Here is a 17772-nt window from a genome sequence, read left to right on the forward strand (position 1 = left end):
CGGAGGGTGAAATGGGTATTCTAGATCACCATAAGAAAATCGAAACGCATGCCACCCTGTTGCTGGTTCTCAGCTTTCTGGTGGTGACCATCGGCGGCCTCGTGCAGATCGTGCCTCTGTTCTATCTGGAGAACACGATCGAAGAGGTCGAGGGCATGCGCCCCTATGCACCGCTAGAGCTCGCCGGTCGCGAGATCTATGTGCGCGAGGGCTGCTATGTCTGTCACAGCCAGATGGTGCGTCCGATGCGCGACGAGGTCGAGCGTTACGGCCATTATTCGCTGGCGGCGGAATCGATGTATGATCACCCGTTCCAATGGGGCTCGAAGCGCACCGGGCCGGATCTGGCGCGTCTGGGTGGCCGCTATTCGGATGAGTGGCATGTGGCGCATATGGTCAACCCGCGCGATGTGGTGCCCGAGTCGATCATGCCGACCTACGGCTATCTGCTCAACACCAACATCGACGGGCGCTATATTCAGGACCTGCTGGAAACCTACCGCATGGTCGGCGTGCCCTATACCGACGAGATGATCGAGAACGCGCGGGCGGATTTCCTCGCGCAGGCCGATCCCGAGGCGGATCACTCCGGCTTGCTCGAGCGCTATCACTCGGCGCAGACGCGCAACTTTGACGGCCAGCCCGAGCTGACCGAAATGGATGCGCTGATCGCCTATATGCAGATGATTGGCACCTTGGTCGACTTCGACACTTTTGTCGTCGACGCCAGCCGCTAAGGGAGGACGTGTTATGGAAACTTACACGCTATTGAGAGGGTTCGCGGACAGCTGGTTCCTGCTGTTCATGACCCTGTTCTTCCTTGGCATCGTGGTCTGGGCCTTCCGTCCCGGCAGCCGCGCCGTGCACAAGGAAACCGCGTCGATGATCTTTCGCAATGACGACAGACCGGCCGTGGACGAGGCAGACGCCTCGGACGCGGATGCGGGTCAGAGACAGGGGGCATAAGCATGGCCGCTCAACACAACAAGAAACCCAAAGGCGATCCGGAAACCACCGGCCATTCCTGGGACGGGATCGAGGAGTTCGACAACCCGATGCCGCGCTGGTGGCTCTGGTCCTTCTATATCACCATCGCCTGGGCGGTGATCTATATGGTCTTTTATCCCGCATGGCCGCTGATCAACTCGGCGACCACCGGCATTCTGGGCTATTCCACCCGCGGTGAAGTCGCCGCCGAGATTGCCCGCGTCGATGCCGAAAACCAGGTCTGGTATGACCGGCTGATGGAGGCCGATCTCGCGGCGATCCGCGACGATGCCGAGCTTAACCGCTTTGCGGTGAACGCAGGTGCGGCGGTGTTCCGCGCGCAGTGTTCGCAGTGCCACGGTGCCGGTGCCGCAGGGGTGCAGGCCGGGGGCTTTCCGAACCTGCTGGACGACGAATGGCTCTGGGGCGGCACCCCCGAGGACATCGAGATCACCGTCACCCATGGCATCCGCAACGAGGATTATATCGACGCGCGCTGGTCTGAAATGCCGGCCTTCGGGCGCGACGAGTTGCTGAGCGATGAGGAAATCGATCAGGTCGTGCATCATGTCCTCAATATCTCGGGGCAGGCGCATGATGCGGCGCTGGCCGAGGCCGGGGCCGAGGTGTTCGATTACAACTGCTCGTCCTGTCACGGGCTCGACGGCGAAGGCGACATCTATGGCGGTGCGCCCCCCCTGAACAACGCGATCTGGCTCTATGGTGGCGATGAGGAGACGATCCGCGAATCGGTGGTCAACGCGCGCTTTGGCATCATGCCCGGCTTTGCCGAGCGTCTGCCCGCAGCGCAGATCCGCGCGGTGGCGACCTATATCCACCAGTTGGGCGGTGGCCAGTAACCCGCTTGCAAACCCAGAGGCTCCGGGCAACCGGGGCCTCGACACCGGCACTTCAGGTGCCCGATGGCGGCACGAGGGCCGCGTCAGATTACAACCGGCAGCGCCAAAACCGCGCGACAGAAGACCGGCTCAACCCGCGAGCGCCTATTACCACCGGCAGCCCCTGCGACAGATGGTCCCGAAGACCGGCGCGCGGATGCCACAGGGTCAATCAGGGCAGGCGCAACGCCGCTACCGACCTGCCGCGACCCTCCGGTGTGCCGCTATGTCACAGTTAATATTCGCCGCTGATCCATATTTTTGCCTCAGGCCGCAAAACTTTGACCGAGGTCAAGGCTCGATGGCGAGCCGCGTGGAAATCACGCTGTTAGTTACCCAATAGGAGCGCAACCCGTGAGTTCGTCCCAAGAAGAACTGTATTCCAAGCGTGAGCCGATTTTCCCGCGTCGGGTCTACGGTGCGTTTCGCAATCTGAAATGGTATCTGATGGCGATCACGCTGGGGATCTATTACCTTACGCCGTGGATCCGCTGGGACCGTGGCCCCGAGATGCCCGATCAGGCGGTGCTGATTGACCTCGCCAACCGGCGATTCTTCTTTTTCATGATCGAAATCTGGCCGCATGAATTCTATTTCGTCGCCGGTCTGTTGATCATGGCGGGGATCGGGCTGTTCCTGTTTACCTCGGCGCTGGGGCGGGTGTGGTGCGGCTATGCCTGCCCGCAGACCGTCTGGACCGACCTGTTCATTCTGGTCGAACGCTGGATCGAGGGCGACCGCAACGCCCGCCTGCGCCTGCACCGGCAGAAATGGGGCGCCGAGAAGATCCGCAAATACGGGTTGAAATGGATCGTCTGGCTGTTGATCGGCCTCGCCACCGGCGGCGCTTGGGTGTTCTATTTCACCGATGCGCCGACGCTGCTGCGCGATCTGCTGGCCTTCGAGGCGCATCCGATTGCCTATATCACCATCGTTTTCCTGACCCTGACCACATTTCTGTTTGGCGGCTTCTTCCGTGAGCAGATCTGCATTTACGCCTGCCCGTGGCCGCGGATTCAGGCGGCGATGATGGACGAATCGACGATCACCATCGCCTACCGCGACTGGCGCGGCGAGCCGCGCGGCGCAAGGCGCAAGGGCGGCGAGGATGAGAACCTCGGCGATTGCATCGACTGTATGGCCTGCGTCAATGTCTGCCCGATGGGCATTGATATCCGCGACGGGCAGCAGCTGGCCTGTATCACCTGCGGACTCTGCATCGACGCCTGCAACGACATTATGGACAAGGTCGGCAAGCCGCGCGGCTTGATCGGCTATATGGCGCTGACCGACGAGACCCGCGAACGCGCCGGCGAGACGCCGCGCTCGGTCTGGCGCCATGTGTTCCGCCCGCGCACCATCGTCTACACCGTGCTCTGGAGCGGGATCGGGCTGGGCCTATTGGTGGCGCTGTTTGTGCGCGCCGATGTCGATATGTCGATCTCGCCGATCCGCAACCCGACGCATGTGGTGCTTTCGGATGGCTCGGTGCGCAACGCCTATGACATCCGCCTGCGCAATATGTTCCTTGAGGCGCGTGATTTCACCCTTTCGGTGGCCGATCACGAGGGGATCACCCTGACCATCGAGGGCGTCGAAGGGCGCACGGTGACGGTGGGGCCGGATGAGCAACTCAACCAGCGGGTCTATCTGACCTCGGCGCCCGATGCGCCCGAGACCCGGGAGCTGGTGACGCCGGTGCGGATCTGGGTGGGCGTGGCCGATGAAAACGATCGCATATATGGTGAAACAGTCTTTAACGGGCGGGCGCAGTGATGGCATCTTCTGGAACCAAGGAATTGACCGGCCGCGGGGTGTTGATCATCACCGTTTCGGCCTTTGCAGTGATCGTCGGGGTCAATCTGTTGATGGCCTATTTTGCGGTTAACACCTTCCCCGGGCTTGAGGTGCGCAACTCCTATGTCGCGAGCCAAGGCTTCAATGACCTGCTCGAGCGCCAGCGCGCCTTGGGCTGGGCCACCGAGGCGGGGTTGAGCAACGGGCAATTGCGCGTCGAGATCACCACTGCCGAGGGCACCCCCGCACCGCTGGCCAGTCTGAGCGCCACCTTGGGCCGCCCGACCACCGCGCGCGAGGATTTCGATCCCGAGTTGCGTTTTGACGGGCAGGCCTATGTCGCCGATGTCGATGTGGATTACGGCAACTGGAACCTAGTGCTGCAGGCCATGGCCGCGGATGGCACCGAATTTCGCCAGCGCATCGGTCTGGTCCACCACCGCTGAGGGCAAGTAGATGAGCGACACACCGGTATTCTCCAGCGTTTCGGCCTGTCCCGCCTGCGCGGTCACCCCTGCGGTGGTCGAGCGGGCCAGTGCCGCCGCAACCGACGCGGGCGGCAGGATCATGCTCTCGGTGCCGGATGCCCATTGCGCGCTCTGTATCTCGACGGTGGAAAGCGACCTTGAGGCGATGGTGGGGGTGCGTTCGGCGCGGCTGAACCTGACCCTGCGCCGCGTCTCGGTCGATGCCGAGGCCAGCGTGGGTGCGGCGGATGTGATCGCGCGGCTCAAGACGCTGGGCTACGCCGCCTATGAGCTGGACCCCGGCACGCTGTCGATGACCCAGACCGACAAACAGGGCCGCGATCTGTTGATGCGGCTGGGTGTGGCCGGGTTCAGTATGATGAATATCATGCTGCTGTCGGTGGCGGTCTGGTCCGGTGCCACCGATGCCACACGCGATCTGTTCCATCTGATCTCGGCCGCGATTGCCGTACCGACGGTGGCATTTTCCGCGCAGCCGTTCTTTCGCCGTGCCTATGCGGGGCTGCGCATGGGGCGGATGGATATGGATTTCCCGATCTCGCTGGCGATTGTGCTGGCGACGTCGATTTCCTTTTACGAGACGCTGAAGGGCGGGCAGCACGCCTATTTCGACGCGGCCGTCATGCTGACGTTTTTCCTGCTGGCGGGGCGTTATCTGGATTTCCGCACCCGCGCGGTGGCGCGTTCGGCGGCGCAGGAATTGGCCGCGCTGGAAGTGCCGCGCGCGATCCGGCTGACCGGTGACGCGGAAGAGACCGTCTCGGTGGCCGATCTGGCGGTTGGGGATGCTGTATTGGTGCGCCCCGGTGGCCGTATTCCGGTTGACGGGGTGGTGGTCGCGGGCACCTCGGAAATCGACCTGTCGCTCCTGACCGGCGAGACCCTGCCCGAATTCGCCGGTCCCGAGACCGTGGTCGCGGCGGGGGCGGTCAATCTGACCGGCCCGCTGACCCTGCGGGTGACGGCGGCGGGCAAGGACAGCTCCCTGCACCGGATGGCCGATCTGGTGGCGGTGGCCGAGAACGCGCGCAACAAATACACCACGCTGGCGCAGCGCGCGGCGCGGATCTACTCGCCCTCGGTGCATCTGCTGTCGCTGGCGGCGTTTTTCGTCTGGCTCTGGATCACCGGCGGTGATGTGCGGTTCTCGCTCAATGTTGCCGCCGCAACGCTGATCATCACCTGCCCCTGTGCTCTCGGGTTGGCGGTGCCTGCGGTGGTCACCGCCGCTTCGGGCACGCTGTTCCGCGACGGTATGCTGATCAAGGACGGCTCGGCGCTGGAGCGTCTGGCGCAGGTCGATACGGTGGTGTTTGACAAGACCGGCACGCTGACCATGGGCACGCCCGAGCCGGTCAATCTGGACGCGCTCGGCCCCGAGGCGCTGCAGGTGGCGGCGGCTTTGGGCGTGGGCTCGTCGCATCCTCTGGCGATGTCACTGGCAGCCGCGGCGCGGGCGCGGGGCGTGGTGCCGGCAGTGCTGGAGGATATTACCGAAGTGCCCGGCCACGGGGTGCAGGCACAGTGGAACGGGCAGCGCGTGCGGTTGGGCCGCGCCAGTTGGGTCGGCGCCGAGGCGCTGGAGGTAACTGCCGCCTATCTGGCGATTGGCGCGGCGCCAGTGCAGCCGGTGGAATTCGCCGACCGCTTGCGTCCCGGGGCGGCCGAGGCGGTGGCGGCGTTTCAGGCGCGTGGCAAACAGGTGAAGCTGATTTCCGGCGATGTGGCGGGCGCGGTCGGCGATCTGGCGGCACGGCTGGGGATCAGCGACTGGCAGGCCGAGGCGCTGCCGCAGGATAAGGCCGATGCAATCACCGCCCTGCAGGCCGAGGGGCATAAGGTGCTGATGGTTGGTGACGGGCTCAATGACACGGTGGCGCTGACCGCGGCGCATGTCTCGATCTCGCCGGCCTCGGCGCTGGATGCGGCGCGGGTGGCCTCGGATATCGTGCTTTTGGGCGCGTCGCTGGCACCGCTGCCCGATGCGCAGCGCACCGCCACCCGCGCAGTGCGCCGCATCCGCGAGAATTTCGCGATCTGCTTTACCTATAACATCTGCGCGGTGCCGATTGCGCTGTTCGGCTTTGCCTCGCCCTTGCTGGCAGCCTTGGCAATGTCGGCCTCGTCGATTACTGTTTGCCTGAACGCGCTACGGCTCAGATAGGCCCTGCGCGCAGGGCGCAATCTATCGCCCGCGCCTGCGCGTTTCGCACCAGACCCGCCGGAGGTTCCGGCAGAAGGACGGCACAAGATGGAAGTTCTTGCGGTATTGATTCCGGTGTCCCTGTTCTTGGGGATGGGCGGGTTGCTGGCCTTCTGGTGGACGCTGAAACGCGGCCAATACGACGATCCCGAAGGCGATAGCCGCCGCATCCTGCGTGGCGATTACGACGACCACCCGAAACCCTGAGCAGCGGGGAAGGGGGAGTGCCCGATTGCGCGGATGATTTGCCGCCGCGGGCTTGACCTTTGGCCGCCGCGCACTCTTATTACCCTGAACCGAGTGCCAAAAAAGGAATCTGATATGTCATTTACCCTGCCCGACCTTCCCTATGCCCATGATGCGCTTGCCGCGCTGGGGATGAGCGCCGAAACGCTGGAATATCACCACGACCTGCACCACAAGGCCTATGTCGACAATGGCAACAAGCTGATTGCCGGCACCGAGTGGGAAGGCAAATCGCTGGAAGAGATCGTCAAAGGCACCTATCAGGCCGGTGCGGTGGCGCAGAACGGTATCTTCAACAACGCGTCGCAGCATTGGAACCACGCCCAGTTTTGGGAAATGATGGGGCCGGGTGGCAAGTCCATGCCCTCGGAGCTGGAAGCCGCGCTGACCGAGAGCTTTGGCTCGGTCGATGAGTTCAAGTCGCAGTTCTCCGCGGCCGGTGCCGGTCAGTTCGGCTCGGGCTGGTGCTGGCTGGTCAAGAATGCCGACGGCTCGCTGGCAGTGACCAAGACCGAAAACGGCGTCAACCCGCTGTGCTTTAACCAGACCGCGCTTCTGGGCTGCGATGTGTGGGAGCATTCCTATTACATCGATTTCCGCAACAAGCGTCCGGCCTATCTGACCAACTTCCTCGACAATCTGGTCAACTGGGAAAACGTCGCCTCGCGGATGTAAGCGCTGGCGGTAATCGCTGACGGTCTTTGGACCGGTGAAATTGAAAGGGGGCCTCGGCCCCCTTTTTGCTATTCCAAGAACAGCGGGGGCTTTGCCCCCTCACGCGCGCGGCGCGTTCACCCCCAGGATATTTGCGGCATAAAGTGGGGGCGGTCAGGGCGCTGGCTGGGTTTGGGGCGGTGTTGGGCAGGGGCCAGCCTCGTCTTGGCCTGCGGCCAAGTCATCCCCGGGATCGGCGGGGGTGACCACGCGGTGATCGAGCAGGAGTGTGCGGCCAAAGCGCACCGCCAGCAGGATCACCGCGGGCGCGGTGAGCGGGCCGGAGATGCTGTGCAGCGTGGCGGCGCAGCGGATGTCGGCGCTTTGCAGATCGGCGCGGGGTTCGGATTGGATATGGGCGGCGACCCAGGCGCGCAGCCGCGAGGCGGTGAGGCCGGTTTTCGCCATCGCTTCGGCCTGGGTGAGGGCGCGGTTCAGGCAGAGCGCGGCTGCGCGGTCCGCGGGCGCGAGGGCCTGATTGCGCAGGGAGAGCGCCAGCCCGTCGCTGTCGCGCAGGGTGGCGGTAGCAACGATGCGCACAGGGATATGCAGATCGCGGCAGGTCTGGCGGATCGCGGCGAGTTCCTGAAAATCCTTCTCGCCGAAACAGGCGACATCGGGCTGGATGATGTTAAGGAGCCGCGTGACCTCGGTGGATCTGGCGCGGAAATGCTTGGGGAAATAGCGCCCGAGGAGGGATTTGCCCAAAGTGACCGGCTCGACGATGGTTTGCGCATCCGCGGGCGCGAATTCGGCGGGCTCGGGCACAAATACCGCGTCAACACCGCTGGCTTGCAGTTGCGCAGTGGTCTGGGTGTCGGGGGGCTCGGTGAGGCTGGCGATCACCCGGCTGCACTCGGCTTTCGCCTGCGCGATCAACGCCAGATGACCAGCGTGGAGCCCGCGGCTCAGCGGCACCAGCGCGACGCTTTCGCCCTGCGTGCGGAACCCTGCGCTTTGCGCGCGGATGTCTTGGAGGCTGCGCGTCACATACATGGGCGGGGTCCGGTTGGCGGTGTTCGGCCGGTGATAGCGCGACAGGCCGCGGGCGGCAATCGGGCTGAGCGGCGGGGCGATGGTATCGATGGGTTTGGCGCCGCGCGGGTCGTTTTCGCGCGCACTTGGGTCGGGTGCATTTGCTCGCTGCGGGCGCGGACCTGCGAAACCTTGGCAAGGATTGAAATCGGAGTGCGGCGTGATGAATACCCCAGTGAAAACCCACGTGAAAGCCCTTGTCGTTGGCGGCGGTGCGGTGGGCACCGGCATTGCCTATCATCTGGCCAAAGCGGGCTGGGACACGATGCTGGTCGAGCGCGACGAGTTGACCTCGGGCTCGACATGGCATGCGGCGGGTCTGCTGCCGCTGTTCAACATGTCCTATGCGACCACGCATATCCATAAATACTCGGTCGATTTTTACAAAAGCCTTGAGGCAGAGACCGGGTTGAACGCCGGTTTTGCCGTGGTTGGCAATCTGCGTATGGCGCAGACGCAAGAGCGGATGGATGAGTATATGCTCTATTCCTCGGTCGCCGAGACGGCGGGGGTATATCATGAATTCCTCACGCCCGCACAGATCAAGGAGCGCTGGCCGCTGATCAATACCGAGGATCTGAAGGGCGCGCTCTATCATCCGCAGGACGGTTATATTAACCCTGCCGATGTGACCCAGGCGATGGCCAAGGGCGCGCGCCAGCACGGTGCCACCATCGAGCGTAAGGTGCAGGTGAATGGATACCGCTGGACCGGCGAGGCCTGGGTGGTGAGCTGCGAGCGGATGGCGGAGAAGGGCGGGCGGCTGGTGCCTTCGGGCGAGGTGTTCGAGATCACCGCCGAACATGTGGTCACCGCCACCGGCAACCATGCGCAGCGCACCGCAAAGCTGTTGGGCATCAAAATCCCCGCGATCCCCGTCGAGCATCAGTTCATCGTTATGGACAAGGATCCGGCGCTGGTTGAGTGGCGCAAGGCGGGCAATCCCGAGCATCCGGTGATCCGCGATGCCGATGCGCAATCCTATGTGCGCGAGGAGCGCGGCGGCTGGATATTGGGCGTCTATGAGCAGGGCGCACCGGCGCGGTTTGACTATGCGGTGCCGGATAGTTTCCGCGCTGATCTGTTCCAGCTGGATCTGGAGCGGATCGAGGATCAATACGCGGCGATGATCGCGCGGATCCCGTCCTGCGAAGAGAGCGGTCTTAAGGATGATTTCAACGGGCCGATTTGCTATACGCCGGACGGCAATCCGCTGGTCGGCCCGGCACCCGGACTGCGCAATATGTGGCTGGCCGAGGGGTTCAGCTTTGGCATCACCGCTGCCGGTGGCACCGGCTATTATCTGGCGCAGATGATGACCGAAGGCGAGGCCGAGATCGATATGGCCAGCCTTGATCCCAAGCGTTACGGCGACTGGATGACCACGGAATATGCGGCGCGCAAGAATGAGGAAAGCTATGCGCATGTCTATATTCTGCACCACCCCGATGAAGAGCGCGAAGCCTGTCGTCCGCTGCGTACCACGCCGGTTTACGACCGGCAAAAGGCGCTGGGCGCGCAGTTCGGGCAGGTGAATGGCTGGGAGCGGCCGAATTATTTTGGCCCCTTGGATGCGCCGTCAAATTTCGACCATGACGGGCGCTCGTTCCGGCGTGGCGACTGGTGGCCATACGTCGAGGCCGAGGCGCGGGCGATCCGCGAGGGGGTCGGCATGATCGACGCCACTGCCTTCACCAAACATCTGGTGCGCGGCCCCGGTGCGACGGCGTTTCTCGACCAGTTCACCTGCAACAAGCTGCCGAAGGTGGGGCGGATCAATCTGACCTATGCGCTGACCAGCCATGGCACGACGCGCACCGAATACACCATCGTGCGGCTGGCAGAGGATGAATATTATCTGGTCTCGGCAGGGGCCTGGACCGCCTATGACAGCGATTTCCTGCGCAAATCCGCCGAGGATTTCATGGCGGCGGGTGGTGGTTACATCGACATTCATGATGTGACCACACAATGGGGTGTGTTTGCCGTGGCGGGGCCGAAGTCGCGCGATTTCCTCAATTCTTTGGTGCGCGATGCCGAGCCCGAGACGGTGCTGTCGAACAAGCGGTTCCCGTGGTTGTCGATGCGCGAGATCGAGTTGGGCATGTGTCCGGTGCGGGCGATCCGCGTGGCCTATACCGGCGAGCTGGGTTGGGAGCTGCATCATCCGATCGAGATGCAGGCCTATCTGTTCGACCAGTTGATGGCGGCGGGTGAGGATTTCGGGCTGAAGCTGGTCGGCGCGCGGGCGCAGAACTGGTTGCGGCAGGAGAAATCCTACCGTGCGTTCGGCAATGAGTTGGGCCGCGACGGCACGCCTTTGGAGGCCGATCTGCCGCGGTTCATCGACCAGTCCAAGGCGTTCCACGGCAAGGACGCGATGAATGCCACCGGTGTGCGCGGGAGATGCGTGACGGTGCTGATTGACGGGCCGGAGGATGCTGATCCATGGGGTCGCGAGGTGTTGCTGGTCGATGGGCAGAAGGTGGGCCGCCTGACCTCGGGCGGTTGGTCGGTGGCCTTTGGCAAGCAGATCGGCATGGGCTATGTGGCGCCGGAATATGCGGCGGTGGGCACCAAGTTGAAGCTGCGGATGCTGCGGCAGGAATGGGACGCGGAGGTGGTTGAGGACAGCCCCTATGACCCAACGAATGCGCGGATCAGGGTCGACGGGTAGGGCCGCGAACTCTGCGCGGCGTAAAGGCGAAGCCGCCGCGCCTTTCCAAGCTGCGGGACGGGAGCCGAGGGGCAAGCAACGTGCTTTTTCGCGCGTTCCGTATCCTTGTACTGAACCGCGCGCCCACATTAGCAATTCGTCTACTTGAGGAGCGGCCCGCGGGCACGATCTACAACCGAGCGCATCGCCAGACCGCGGGATGGCGACCCGAGGGCGGAGCAGGGCGCTTTATGGTGCGGACTTCATCCATCATTTGAGCGATGCGCTAACGGAACCCGATCGCCAGCCCTGGGGGCGGTCTGGCGATGCGCGGCGGCTTCGCCTTGATTCCGCGCAGCGCGATGTTCGACCCGTGGTCGGCAGCCCGCGGTCTGGCAATGATCGACCCTTGGTCGCCAGCCCGCGGTCTGACGCTGCGGGGTTTGTCGTCAGCGGTTGACTTCGGCGGCTTTGGCTGGGTTTCGCGCTCGGTCTCAGCCCCCTGACAGGTCCAGTTTCAGCCGCAAAAATCCGCTGCGGGTCAGTCCGCGGGGTTCGGGGGCGAAATGGGCGATGTCATGCAGATGTTGTTGCGCCGCGGGTCCGGTCTCGTAGACCGCGCTGGTATTGGGCATCGGCGTGAACCGCAGGCCGCCCTGCGGCGCGCTGCGCAAAGACGCGGTGTCGGCGACATATTTACACAGGATATCGCGCACCACCGCGCCCCCCGCCAGCACCACATTCGCTGGTCGCGCTCCGGCGAAATTGCCCGCACCACCGGCGCGGTGGCTGTTGGTGCAAAGAACATAGCGAGCCTCGGGATCAATCGGCGCGCCATCATAGGTCGCCGCCACCACCCGCCGCGCATCGGCGTTGATCACCTGTCCCGCCGCGTCGAAACGTGCGGGTTGCGACAGATCCAGCGTGACATCGAGCGGGTCGATCACTTCGAAATAATAGCCGGGAAAATCCCCGTCGCGCAGCTTGGTGCCGGTGCTGCCCGGTCTGATCCGGTTGAAGGCCGAGGCCGAACGCTCGAGCCAGTCGATCACCTCGGCGCCGCTCAGGCAGAGCGCGGCGATGGTATTGGGAAACGCATAGAGATCGGCGACATGGCGCAGCGCCAAGGGGCCGGCGGGCACATCGGTGTAACCGGCAGGGCCATTGCGGCCACCGGATTTGAACGGTGCCACCGCCGAGAGCACCGGCAGACCCTTGAGATCGGGATCGCTGAGCCGTTCGGCGACATAGGCGCGCTGGGCTTCGGCGACCACGCGCAGGGCGTTGAACGCGCCGAGGTGGGAGAAATAACTGTGCAGCGGCTGCGCCGAATGCCCGACCGGACGGCGGATCGCGGTCAGCGTGTCGTTATGCGCCTCGGCCACCACCTCATGCACGCGGTGGTAATGCGAAACGGGATTTTCGGGCTCACCCGTCTGCGCCGCGATGGGCTCTTGCGGAGCGCTGTCCCGCGCCTCGGCCACGGGGCGCACCTCGGAGCGGGTGCCGATCACATCCCAGCGCCCGCTGTCACGGCTGAGGAGCAGGTCGATCACCCCGATATGCGCGCCCCAGCAGCCACCCATCACCGCCGGTTTTCCGGCAATCGTGCCGGCGGCGACATCGACACCGGCCATCCCTTGGAACATCGGCGAGGGGAACACCAGATGGCTGTGGCCGGTGAGCAAAGCGTCGATGCCCTGCACCCGCGCCAGCGGCACAGCGGCGTTCTCCATCCCGTCGTAATGGCGCGCGGCGCCGATGCCGGTATGGGCCAGCGCGATGATGATATCGGCTCCGGCCTCGCGCATTTCGGGCACGAAATCGCGGGCGGTGGCGATGATATCGCGGGCAAACACCCGCCCGTCGAGCGCGTGATGATCCCAATCGACCACCTGTGGCGGGGCAAAACCGATCACCCCGATGCGGATCGGATGGGCGTAACCGCTGTCATCAACAATCTGCCGGTCCAAGAGCTCATAGGGTTTGACCAGCGTCCGGTCATGGCGCGCCGAGGCGCCCTGTTTGACCGACAGATTGGCCGAGACCACCGGAAACGCCGCGCCGCTTACCGCTTTGCGCAGGAATTCCAGCCCGTAGTTGAACTCATGATTGCCCAGCGTGATCGCGTCGAACTCGAGCGCGTTCATTGCCGCAATCACCGGATGGATATCGCCCTCGCGCAGCCCGCGCTCATGGGCGACGTAATCGCCCATCGGCGTGCCTTGCAGAAAGTCGCCATTGTCAAACAGCACCGAGTTCTTCGCCTCATGCCGCGCCCGCTCGATCAGCCGCGCGGCATTGACCAGACCCACGTCATGCCATGGCCGGTCGGCGTAATAATCATAGGGCAGCAGATGCTGGTGCAGATCCGTGGTCTCAATCACCCGCAGGTGAACTGCGCGCTGACCAGCCTTAAGGCCGCCAAAGGAATTGGGATTAAACAAGGCGTATCCTCGAGTGTTCACGGTTTCCAATCCCAACATAACCGGTCACGGAACGCATCGCTCGGGCATGCTGGCACTCCGAACGTGATGCGGGCAATCCATGGCATAAATAAGACAAAATGCTGTCCCGCGGTTGTCCATTAAGCACATCTTTAGGTTGTGTCGCAACAGATTCGCAGTGGTTTTCGCCAGTGCGGGCTATTTTCCTCGGGCGCGGAATGGCCTAGAACGCAGCACCTGTGAAAGGAATGACAGTGCAGCGCGAGATCGTATTTTCGGCGGAATGGGACGGGCGGCGCGCGGAATTGCGCAGGGATTCCGCCAGTATAGAGGCGCTGCAGGCTGAGCCCGGAACGCTTGTCTTGCCGCTGTGGCGGGGCCGTCCGCTGGTAGATGGGGACGCGCGCGAGGGATTGGCATGGCTGGCGCCCGATCATCCGGTTTTGCGCCATGCCCGCGACGCCTGGATCTATCTGGGCGATCACGCGGGGCACGCACGTTTTGCCGCCGATGTCTCGTCCTGGGTGCCGGTGGAGCTGGACACGGCGGCCTTCGGCGGCTTCATCGACCCCACGGAATACCAGCATCCCGATCTGCCCGAGGGGCAGGTGTTTGCCGAATTGCGCGGCTTGATGGTGACGCTGGAGGCGCCGGATGCGGCCATGGCCTCGACCGCGCGCGGGTTGATGAACTGGCACCGCTCGCACCGGTTTTGCTCGAGCTGCGGGCAGCCCAGCGTGGTGGCGCAAAGCGGCTGGCAGCGGCTGTGTCCGTCGTGCAACGCCTCGCATTTCCCGCGCACCGATCCGGTGGTGATCATGCTGGTGCTGCGCGGCAATCGGGTGCTTTTGGGTCGTTCGCCGCATTGGCCCGAGGGGATGTATTCGGCGCTGGCGGGGTTTGTCGAGCCCGGGGAAACGCTGGAAGCCGCGGTGCGCCGCGAGGTGTTTGAAGAGACCGGCGTGCGCTGCGATGATGTCCGCTATGTCGCGGGGCAGCCGTGGTCTTGGCCCAATTCCTTGATGCTGGGGTTCGTGGCAGAGGCGCAGGATGAGGCGATCACGCTGGACCCTGTGGAACTGGAAGATGCGCGCTGGCTGTCCCGCGAAGAGATGGTCGATGTGATGGCCGGTGTGCACCCGGATGTGCGGCGTCCGCGCGCTGGCGCGATTGCCTATGAGTTGGTGATGCGCTGGCTTGCGGGCACGATCCGCTAGGCCGCGGGTGAGGATCACTGCCAGCCAGAGGTTTGACCGCAGCCGCGAAGAGGTGCTGGCCGCGCTCCGCGATCCGGCGCCTCTAGAGGCGGTGATGCGCGAGATGGGGGCGCAGGTCACGCGCACCGCCGAGCCGCCCGCGCCGCGCTGGGAATGCCAGCTGATCTGGCGCAACCTGCCGCAGAGCCTGCGGGTGAGCCTTTCCGAGCCGCAAGTGGGCGCGGTGACGGCGATTCTGGTTAATGCCGATCACGCCACCGCGATCCTGCGCATGGCGCTTGCCGATCTGCCCGAGGGGCGCTGCCGGATCGATGCCGAGGTGCAGTTGCAGGCGAAGACCCTATTCGCCAGGTTGGCGCTGCGCTCGGCGGGGTTGATGCGTGGGCGTGCCGAGGCACGGCTGATCCGGGTGATCACCGCGCTCGGGCAGGGGTAGCGCCCAGATCATCCGCTGATCAGCCCGCATCCCCCGCCGCAATCGTCGCCTGCACCGCCCGTTGCCACGCGGCATAGCGCGCGTCGCGGGTGGCGCTCTTCATCTGCGGCTCGAAACGGCGTTCCAGCGCCCAGCTTTGCGCGAAACCCTTGGCGTCGGGCATGATCCCCGCCTTATGCCCCGCCAGCCACGCGACGCCCAAAGCGGTGGTTTCCAGCACATGGGGGCGGTCGACCGGCGCGCCCAGAATATCGGCGAGAAACTGCATGGCAAAGCCGCTGGCGCTCATTCCGCCATCCACCCGCAGCACGCCCTCGCTGGGTGCTGCCCCGCTCGAGGCCCAATCGGCGCGCATCGCCCCCGCCAGATCGCGGGTCTGGAAGCCGACGCTCTCCAGCGCCGCGCGGGCGAATTCCGCCGGGCCGGAGTTGCGCGAGAGACCGAACACCGCGCCACGGCTCTCGGGCCGCCAATAGGGCGCGCCCAGACCGGTGAATGCGGGCACGATGATCACCTCTTGCGTGGGATCGGCCGCCTCGGCCAGCGCTTGCGTCTGCGCCGCGTCATCGATCACCCCGAGCCCGTCGCGCAGCCATTGCACCACCGCGCCGGCGACAAAAATCGCCCCCTCCAGCGCATAGGTCACCTGCCCGTCGAACTGATAGGCAATCGTGGTCAGCAAGCGGTTCTGCGAGGGCACCAGCGTCGCGCCGGTGTTCATCAGCGCGAAACACCCCGTGCCATAGGTCGATTTGAGCATGCCCGGCTCAAAACAGGCCTGCCCGATGGTCGCCGCCTGCTGGTCGCCTGCCACGCCCAAAATCGGGATCGGCGCGCCAAACAGCGTGGTCTCGCCGAACTCGGCATTGCAATCGCGCACCTCGGGCAGCAGCGCCATCGGCACGTTGAACAGCTTGCACAGCTCCTCATCCCAGCCGCCCTTGGCGATATTATAGAGCATCGTGCGCGCGGCATTGGTGGCATCGGTGGCATGGGTGCGGCCCTGCGTCAGCCGCCATATCAGGAAGCAATCGACGGTGCCCATCGCCAGTTCCCCGCGCTCGGCACGCTCGCGGGCGCCCCCCACATGGTCGAGCACCCACCCCAGTTTGGTGGCGGTGAAATAGGGATCGAGCAACAGGCCGGTGCGCGCGGTGACCTCGGGCTCATGACCGGCGGCTTTAAGGTCCGCGCAGATTTCGGCGGTGCGGCGGTCCTGCCAGACAATCGCGCGGTGGATCGGTTCGCCGGTCTCGCGGTCCCAGACCAGCAGCGTCTCGCGCTGGTTGGTGATGCCGATGGCGGCGACGGGTCCGGCCTGTTCGAGCGCGGCTTGGCAGGTCTCAAGCGTGGTATCCCACAGATCTGCGGGATCATGCTCAACCCAGCCAGAGCGCGGATAATGCTGGGCAAATTCGCGCTGGGCACTGGCTTTGACGCGCAGATCCTTGTCAAAGACAATCGCGCGGCTCGAGGTGGTGCCCTGATCAATAGCAAGGATATGCATGGCGGGGTGCTCCGTGACTTTTGTGCTATCAAGCCCGCCACATGGCGCAAGGTCAACACCCGCCGCATGGGTTGGCCACCTGCCGTCGCGGCGTTGGTTTCGCGCGTGACATCGCCGGAAACATCTGGTTTTCTCGGCCCCAGCAACCGCAGGGAGGGCGCCGATGACCAGCGAATTTCAACCCGTCTCGGGCTTTGTGCTGCCGCGTTTTGCCGGTGTCGCGACGTTCATGCGCCTGCCGCATGTGCCGTTGGAGGACGCGAGGATCGGGCAGGTGCAGGTCGGGCTGATCGGCGCGCCTTGGGACGGCGGCACCACCAATCGCCCCGGTCCGCGCCACGGCCCGCGGCAATTGCGCGACGCCTCGACGATGATCCGCGCGCAGCATGGGATCACCGGCATCCGGCCGTTCGAGGCGATGAATTGCGCCGATCTGGGCGATGTCGCGCCCAATCCGGCGGATCTGCAGGACACATTGGCGCGGATGACGGCCTATTATGCGCGGGTGCGCGCGGCGGGTATCCTGCCGTTGACGGCGGGCGGCGATCATCTCTGCACCCTGCCGATCCTGCGCGCGCTCGCGCATGACCGGCCCCTAGGAATGATCCATTTCGACAGTCACACCGATCTGTTCCACAGCTATTTCAACGGCCAGATGTATACCCATGGCACGCCGTTTCGCCGCGCCGTCGAGGAGGGGATTTTGGACCCGAAACGCGTCTGCATGATCGGCATTCGCGGCACCGCCTATGACAGCGAGGACCGCGATTTTGCCCGCGCCGAGGGCATCCGGGTGATCCCGATCGAGGAGTTCCACAAGCGCGGCACCGAGGATGTGATGAGTGAGGCGCGCGAGATTGTCGGCAGCGGCGAGACCTATGTCAGCTATGACATTGATTTCGTTGATCCCGCCTTTGCCCCCGGCACCGGCACGCCCGAGGTTGGCGGGCCGAATTCATGGCAGGCGCTGGAATGCGCGCGGCTCTTGGCGGGGGTGAATATCATTGGCGCTGATCTGGTCGAGGTTTCGCCGCCGTTTGATCCCTCGGGCGGCACCGCCTATCTGGGCGCCTCGCTGATGTTCGAGATGCTCTGCGCGATTGCCGTTAGCCCCGCCGTTTCCAAATCTTGAGGATGTCT

The 17772-nt window shown here is 64.4% G+C and carries 15 protein-coding genes; 12 read left to right on the plus strand and 3 right to left on the minus strand.

Going from position 1 to position 17772, the window contains the following annotated elements; genetic code table 11:
* Positions 1-11: 11 nt before the first annotated feature.
* The 8 genes from ccoO (at position 12) to DDE20_RS13715 (ending at position 7295) form a co-directional block, all read left to right on the plus strand.
* Positions 12-737 (plus strand): cytochrome-c oxidase, cbb3-type subunit II, encoded by a 726-nt coding sequence (gene ccoO, locus DDE20_RS13680; RefSeq protein WP_116559078.1) that lies wholly within the window; start codon positions 12-14, stop codon positions 735-737.
* A gap of 13 nt (positions 738-750) precedes the next feature.
* Positions 751-966: a cbb3-type cytochrome c oxidase subunit 3 gene (locus DDE20_RS13685; protein ID WP_116559079.1), complete on the plus strand. Its 216-nt coding sequence runs from the start codon at positions 751-753 to the stop codon at positions 964-966.
* 2 nt (positions 967-968) lie between these two features.
* Positions 969-1847 (plus strand): cytochrome-c oxidase, cbb3-type subunit III, encoded by an 879-nt coding sequence (gene ccoP, locus DDE20_RS13690; RefSeq protein WP_116559080.1) that lies wholly within the window; start codon positions 969-971, stop codon positions 1845-1847.
* Positions 1848-2240: 393 nt separating this feature from the next.
* Positions 2241-3662 (plus strand): cytochrome c oxidase accessory protein CcoG, encoded by a 1422-nt coding sequence (gene ccoG / locus DDE20_RS13695; RefSeq protein ID WP_240608074.1) that lies wholly within the window; start codon positions 2241-2243, stop codon positions 3660-3662.
* Positions 3662-4129: a FixH family protein gene (locus tag DDE20_RS13700; protein WP_116559081.1), complete on the plus strand. Its 468-nt coding sequence runs from the start codon at positions 3662-3664 to the stop codon at positions 4127-4129. The genes ccoG and DDE20_RS13700 overlap by 1 nt, the downstream gene beginning before the upstream one ends.
* A gap of 10 nt (positions 4130-4139) precedes the next feature.
* A complete protein-coding gene (locus DDE20_RS13705; protein ID WP_116559082.1) occupies positions 4140-6335 on the plus strand; it encodes a heavy metal translocating P-type ATPase in 2196 nt (731 codons plus the stop codon).
* Between the two features lie 87 nt (positions 6336-6422).
* Positions 6423-6581 carry a cbb3-type cytochrome oxidase assembly protein CcoS gene (gene ccoS / locus DDE20_RS13710; protein WP_116559083.1) on the plus strand — a complete coding sequence of 53 codons (159 nt, stop codon included), beginning with the start codon at positions 6423-6425 and terminating at the stop codon, positions 6579-6581.
* Positions 6582-6695: 114 nt separating this feature from the next.
* Positions 6696-7295 (plus strand): superoxide dismutase, encoded by a 600-nt coding sequence (locus tag DDE20_RS13715; RefSeq protein ID WP_116559084.1) that lies wholly within the window; start codon positions 6696-6698, stop codon positions 7293-7295.
* Positions 7296-7448: 153 nt separating this feature from the next.
* Here the strand turns inward: DDE20_RS13715 and DDE20_RS13720 are convergent, their stop codons facing one another.
* On the minus strand, positions 7449-8330 hold the full coding sequence (locus DDE20_RS13720; protein WP_165814527.1) for a 4-phosphopantoate--beta-alanine ligase: 882 nt from the start codon (positions 8328-8330) through the stop codon (positions 7449-7451).
* Positions 8331-8544: 214 nt separating this feature from the next.
* Here DDE20_RS13720 and DDE20_RS13725 point away from each other — a divergent pair, with 214 nt between their 5' ends.
* A complete protein-coding gene (locus tag DDE20_RS13725) occupies positions 8545-11046 on the plus strand; it encodes a GcvT family protein (protein ID WP_116559185.1) in 2502 nt (833 codons plus the stop codon).
* Positions 11047-11519: 473 nt separating this feature from the next.
* On the opposite strand, the gene DDE20_RS13735 is transcribed toward DDE20_RS13725, so the two are convergent.
* A complete protein-coding gene (locus DDE20_RS13735) occupies positions 11520-13472 on the minus strand; it encodes a bifunctional 2',3'-cyclic-nucleotide 2'-phosphodiesterase/3'-nucleotidase (protein ID WP_165814528.1) in 1953 nt (650 codons plus the stop codon).
* 248 nt (positions 13473-13720) lie between these two features.
* On the opposite strand from DDE20_RS13735, the gene nudC reads away from it, so the two are divergent.
* Both nudC and DDE20_RS13745 read left to right on the plus strand, forming a co-directional pair.
* Positions 13721-14689, plus strand: coding sequence for an NAD(+) diphosphatase (gene nudC / locus DDE20_RS13740; protein WP_116559087.1), 969 nt, complete (start codon positions 13721-13723; stop codon positions 14687-14689).
* Between the two features lie 7 nt (positions 14690-14696).
* Positions 14697-15125: a hypothetical protein gene (locus tag DDE20_RS13745; RefSeq protein ID WP_116559088.1), complete on the plus strand. Its 429-nt coding sequence runs from the start codon at positions 14697-14699 to the stop codon at positions 15123-15125.
* A gap of 19 nt (positions 15126-15144) precedes the next feature.
* Here DDE20_RS13745 and glpK read toward each other — a convergent pair whose 3' ends face one another.
* The gene (gene glpK, locus DDE20_RS13750) at positions 15145-16632 is read right to left on the minus strand and encodes a glycerol kinase GlpK (protein ID WP_116559089.1); all 1488 of its coding nucleotides are present in this window, start codon (positions 16630-16632) and stop codon (positions 15145-15147) included.
* A 163-nt stretch (positions 16633-16795) separates the two neighbouring features.
* Here glpK and DDE20_RS13755 point away from each other — a divergent pair, with 163 nt between their 5' ends.
* On the plus strand, positions 16796-17764 hold the full coding sequence (locus tag DDE20_RS13755; RefSeq protein WP_116559090.1) for an agmatinase: 969 nt from the start codon (positions 16796-16798) through the stop codon (positions 17762-17764).
* Positions 17765-17772 lie beyond the last annotated feature (8 nt).

Origin of the sequence: Pararhodobacter oceanensis, from assembly GCF_003076755.1 — a bacterium.
In the GTDB taxonomy this organism is placed as follows: Bacteria; Pseudomonadota; Alphaproteobacteria; order Rhodobacterales; family Rhodobacteraceae; genus Pararhodobacter; species Pararhodobacter oceanensis.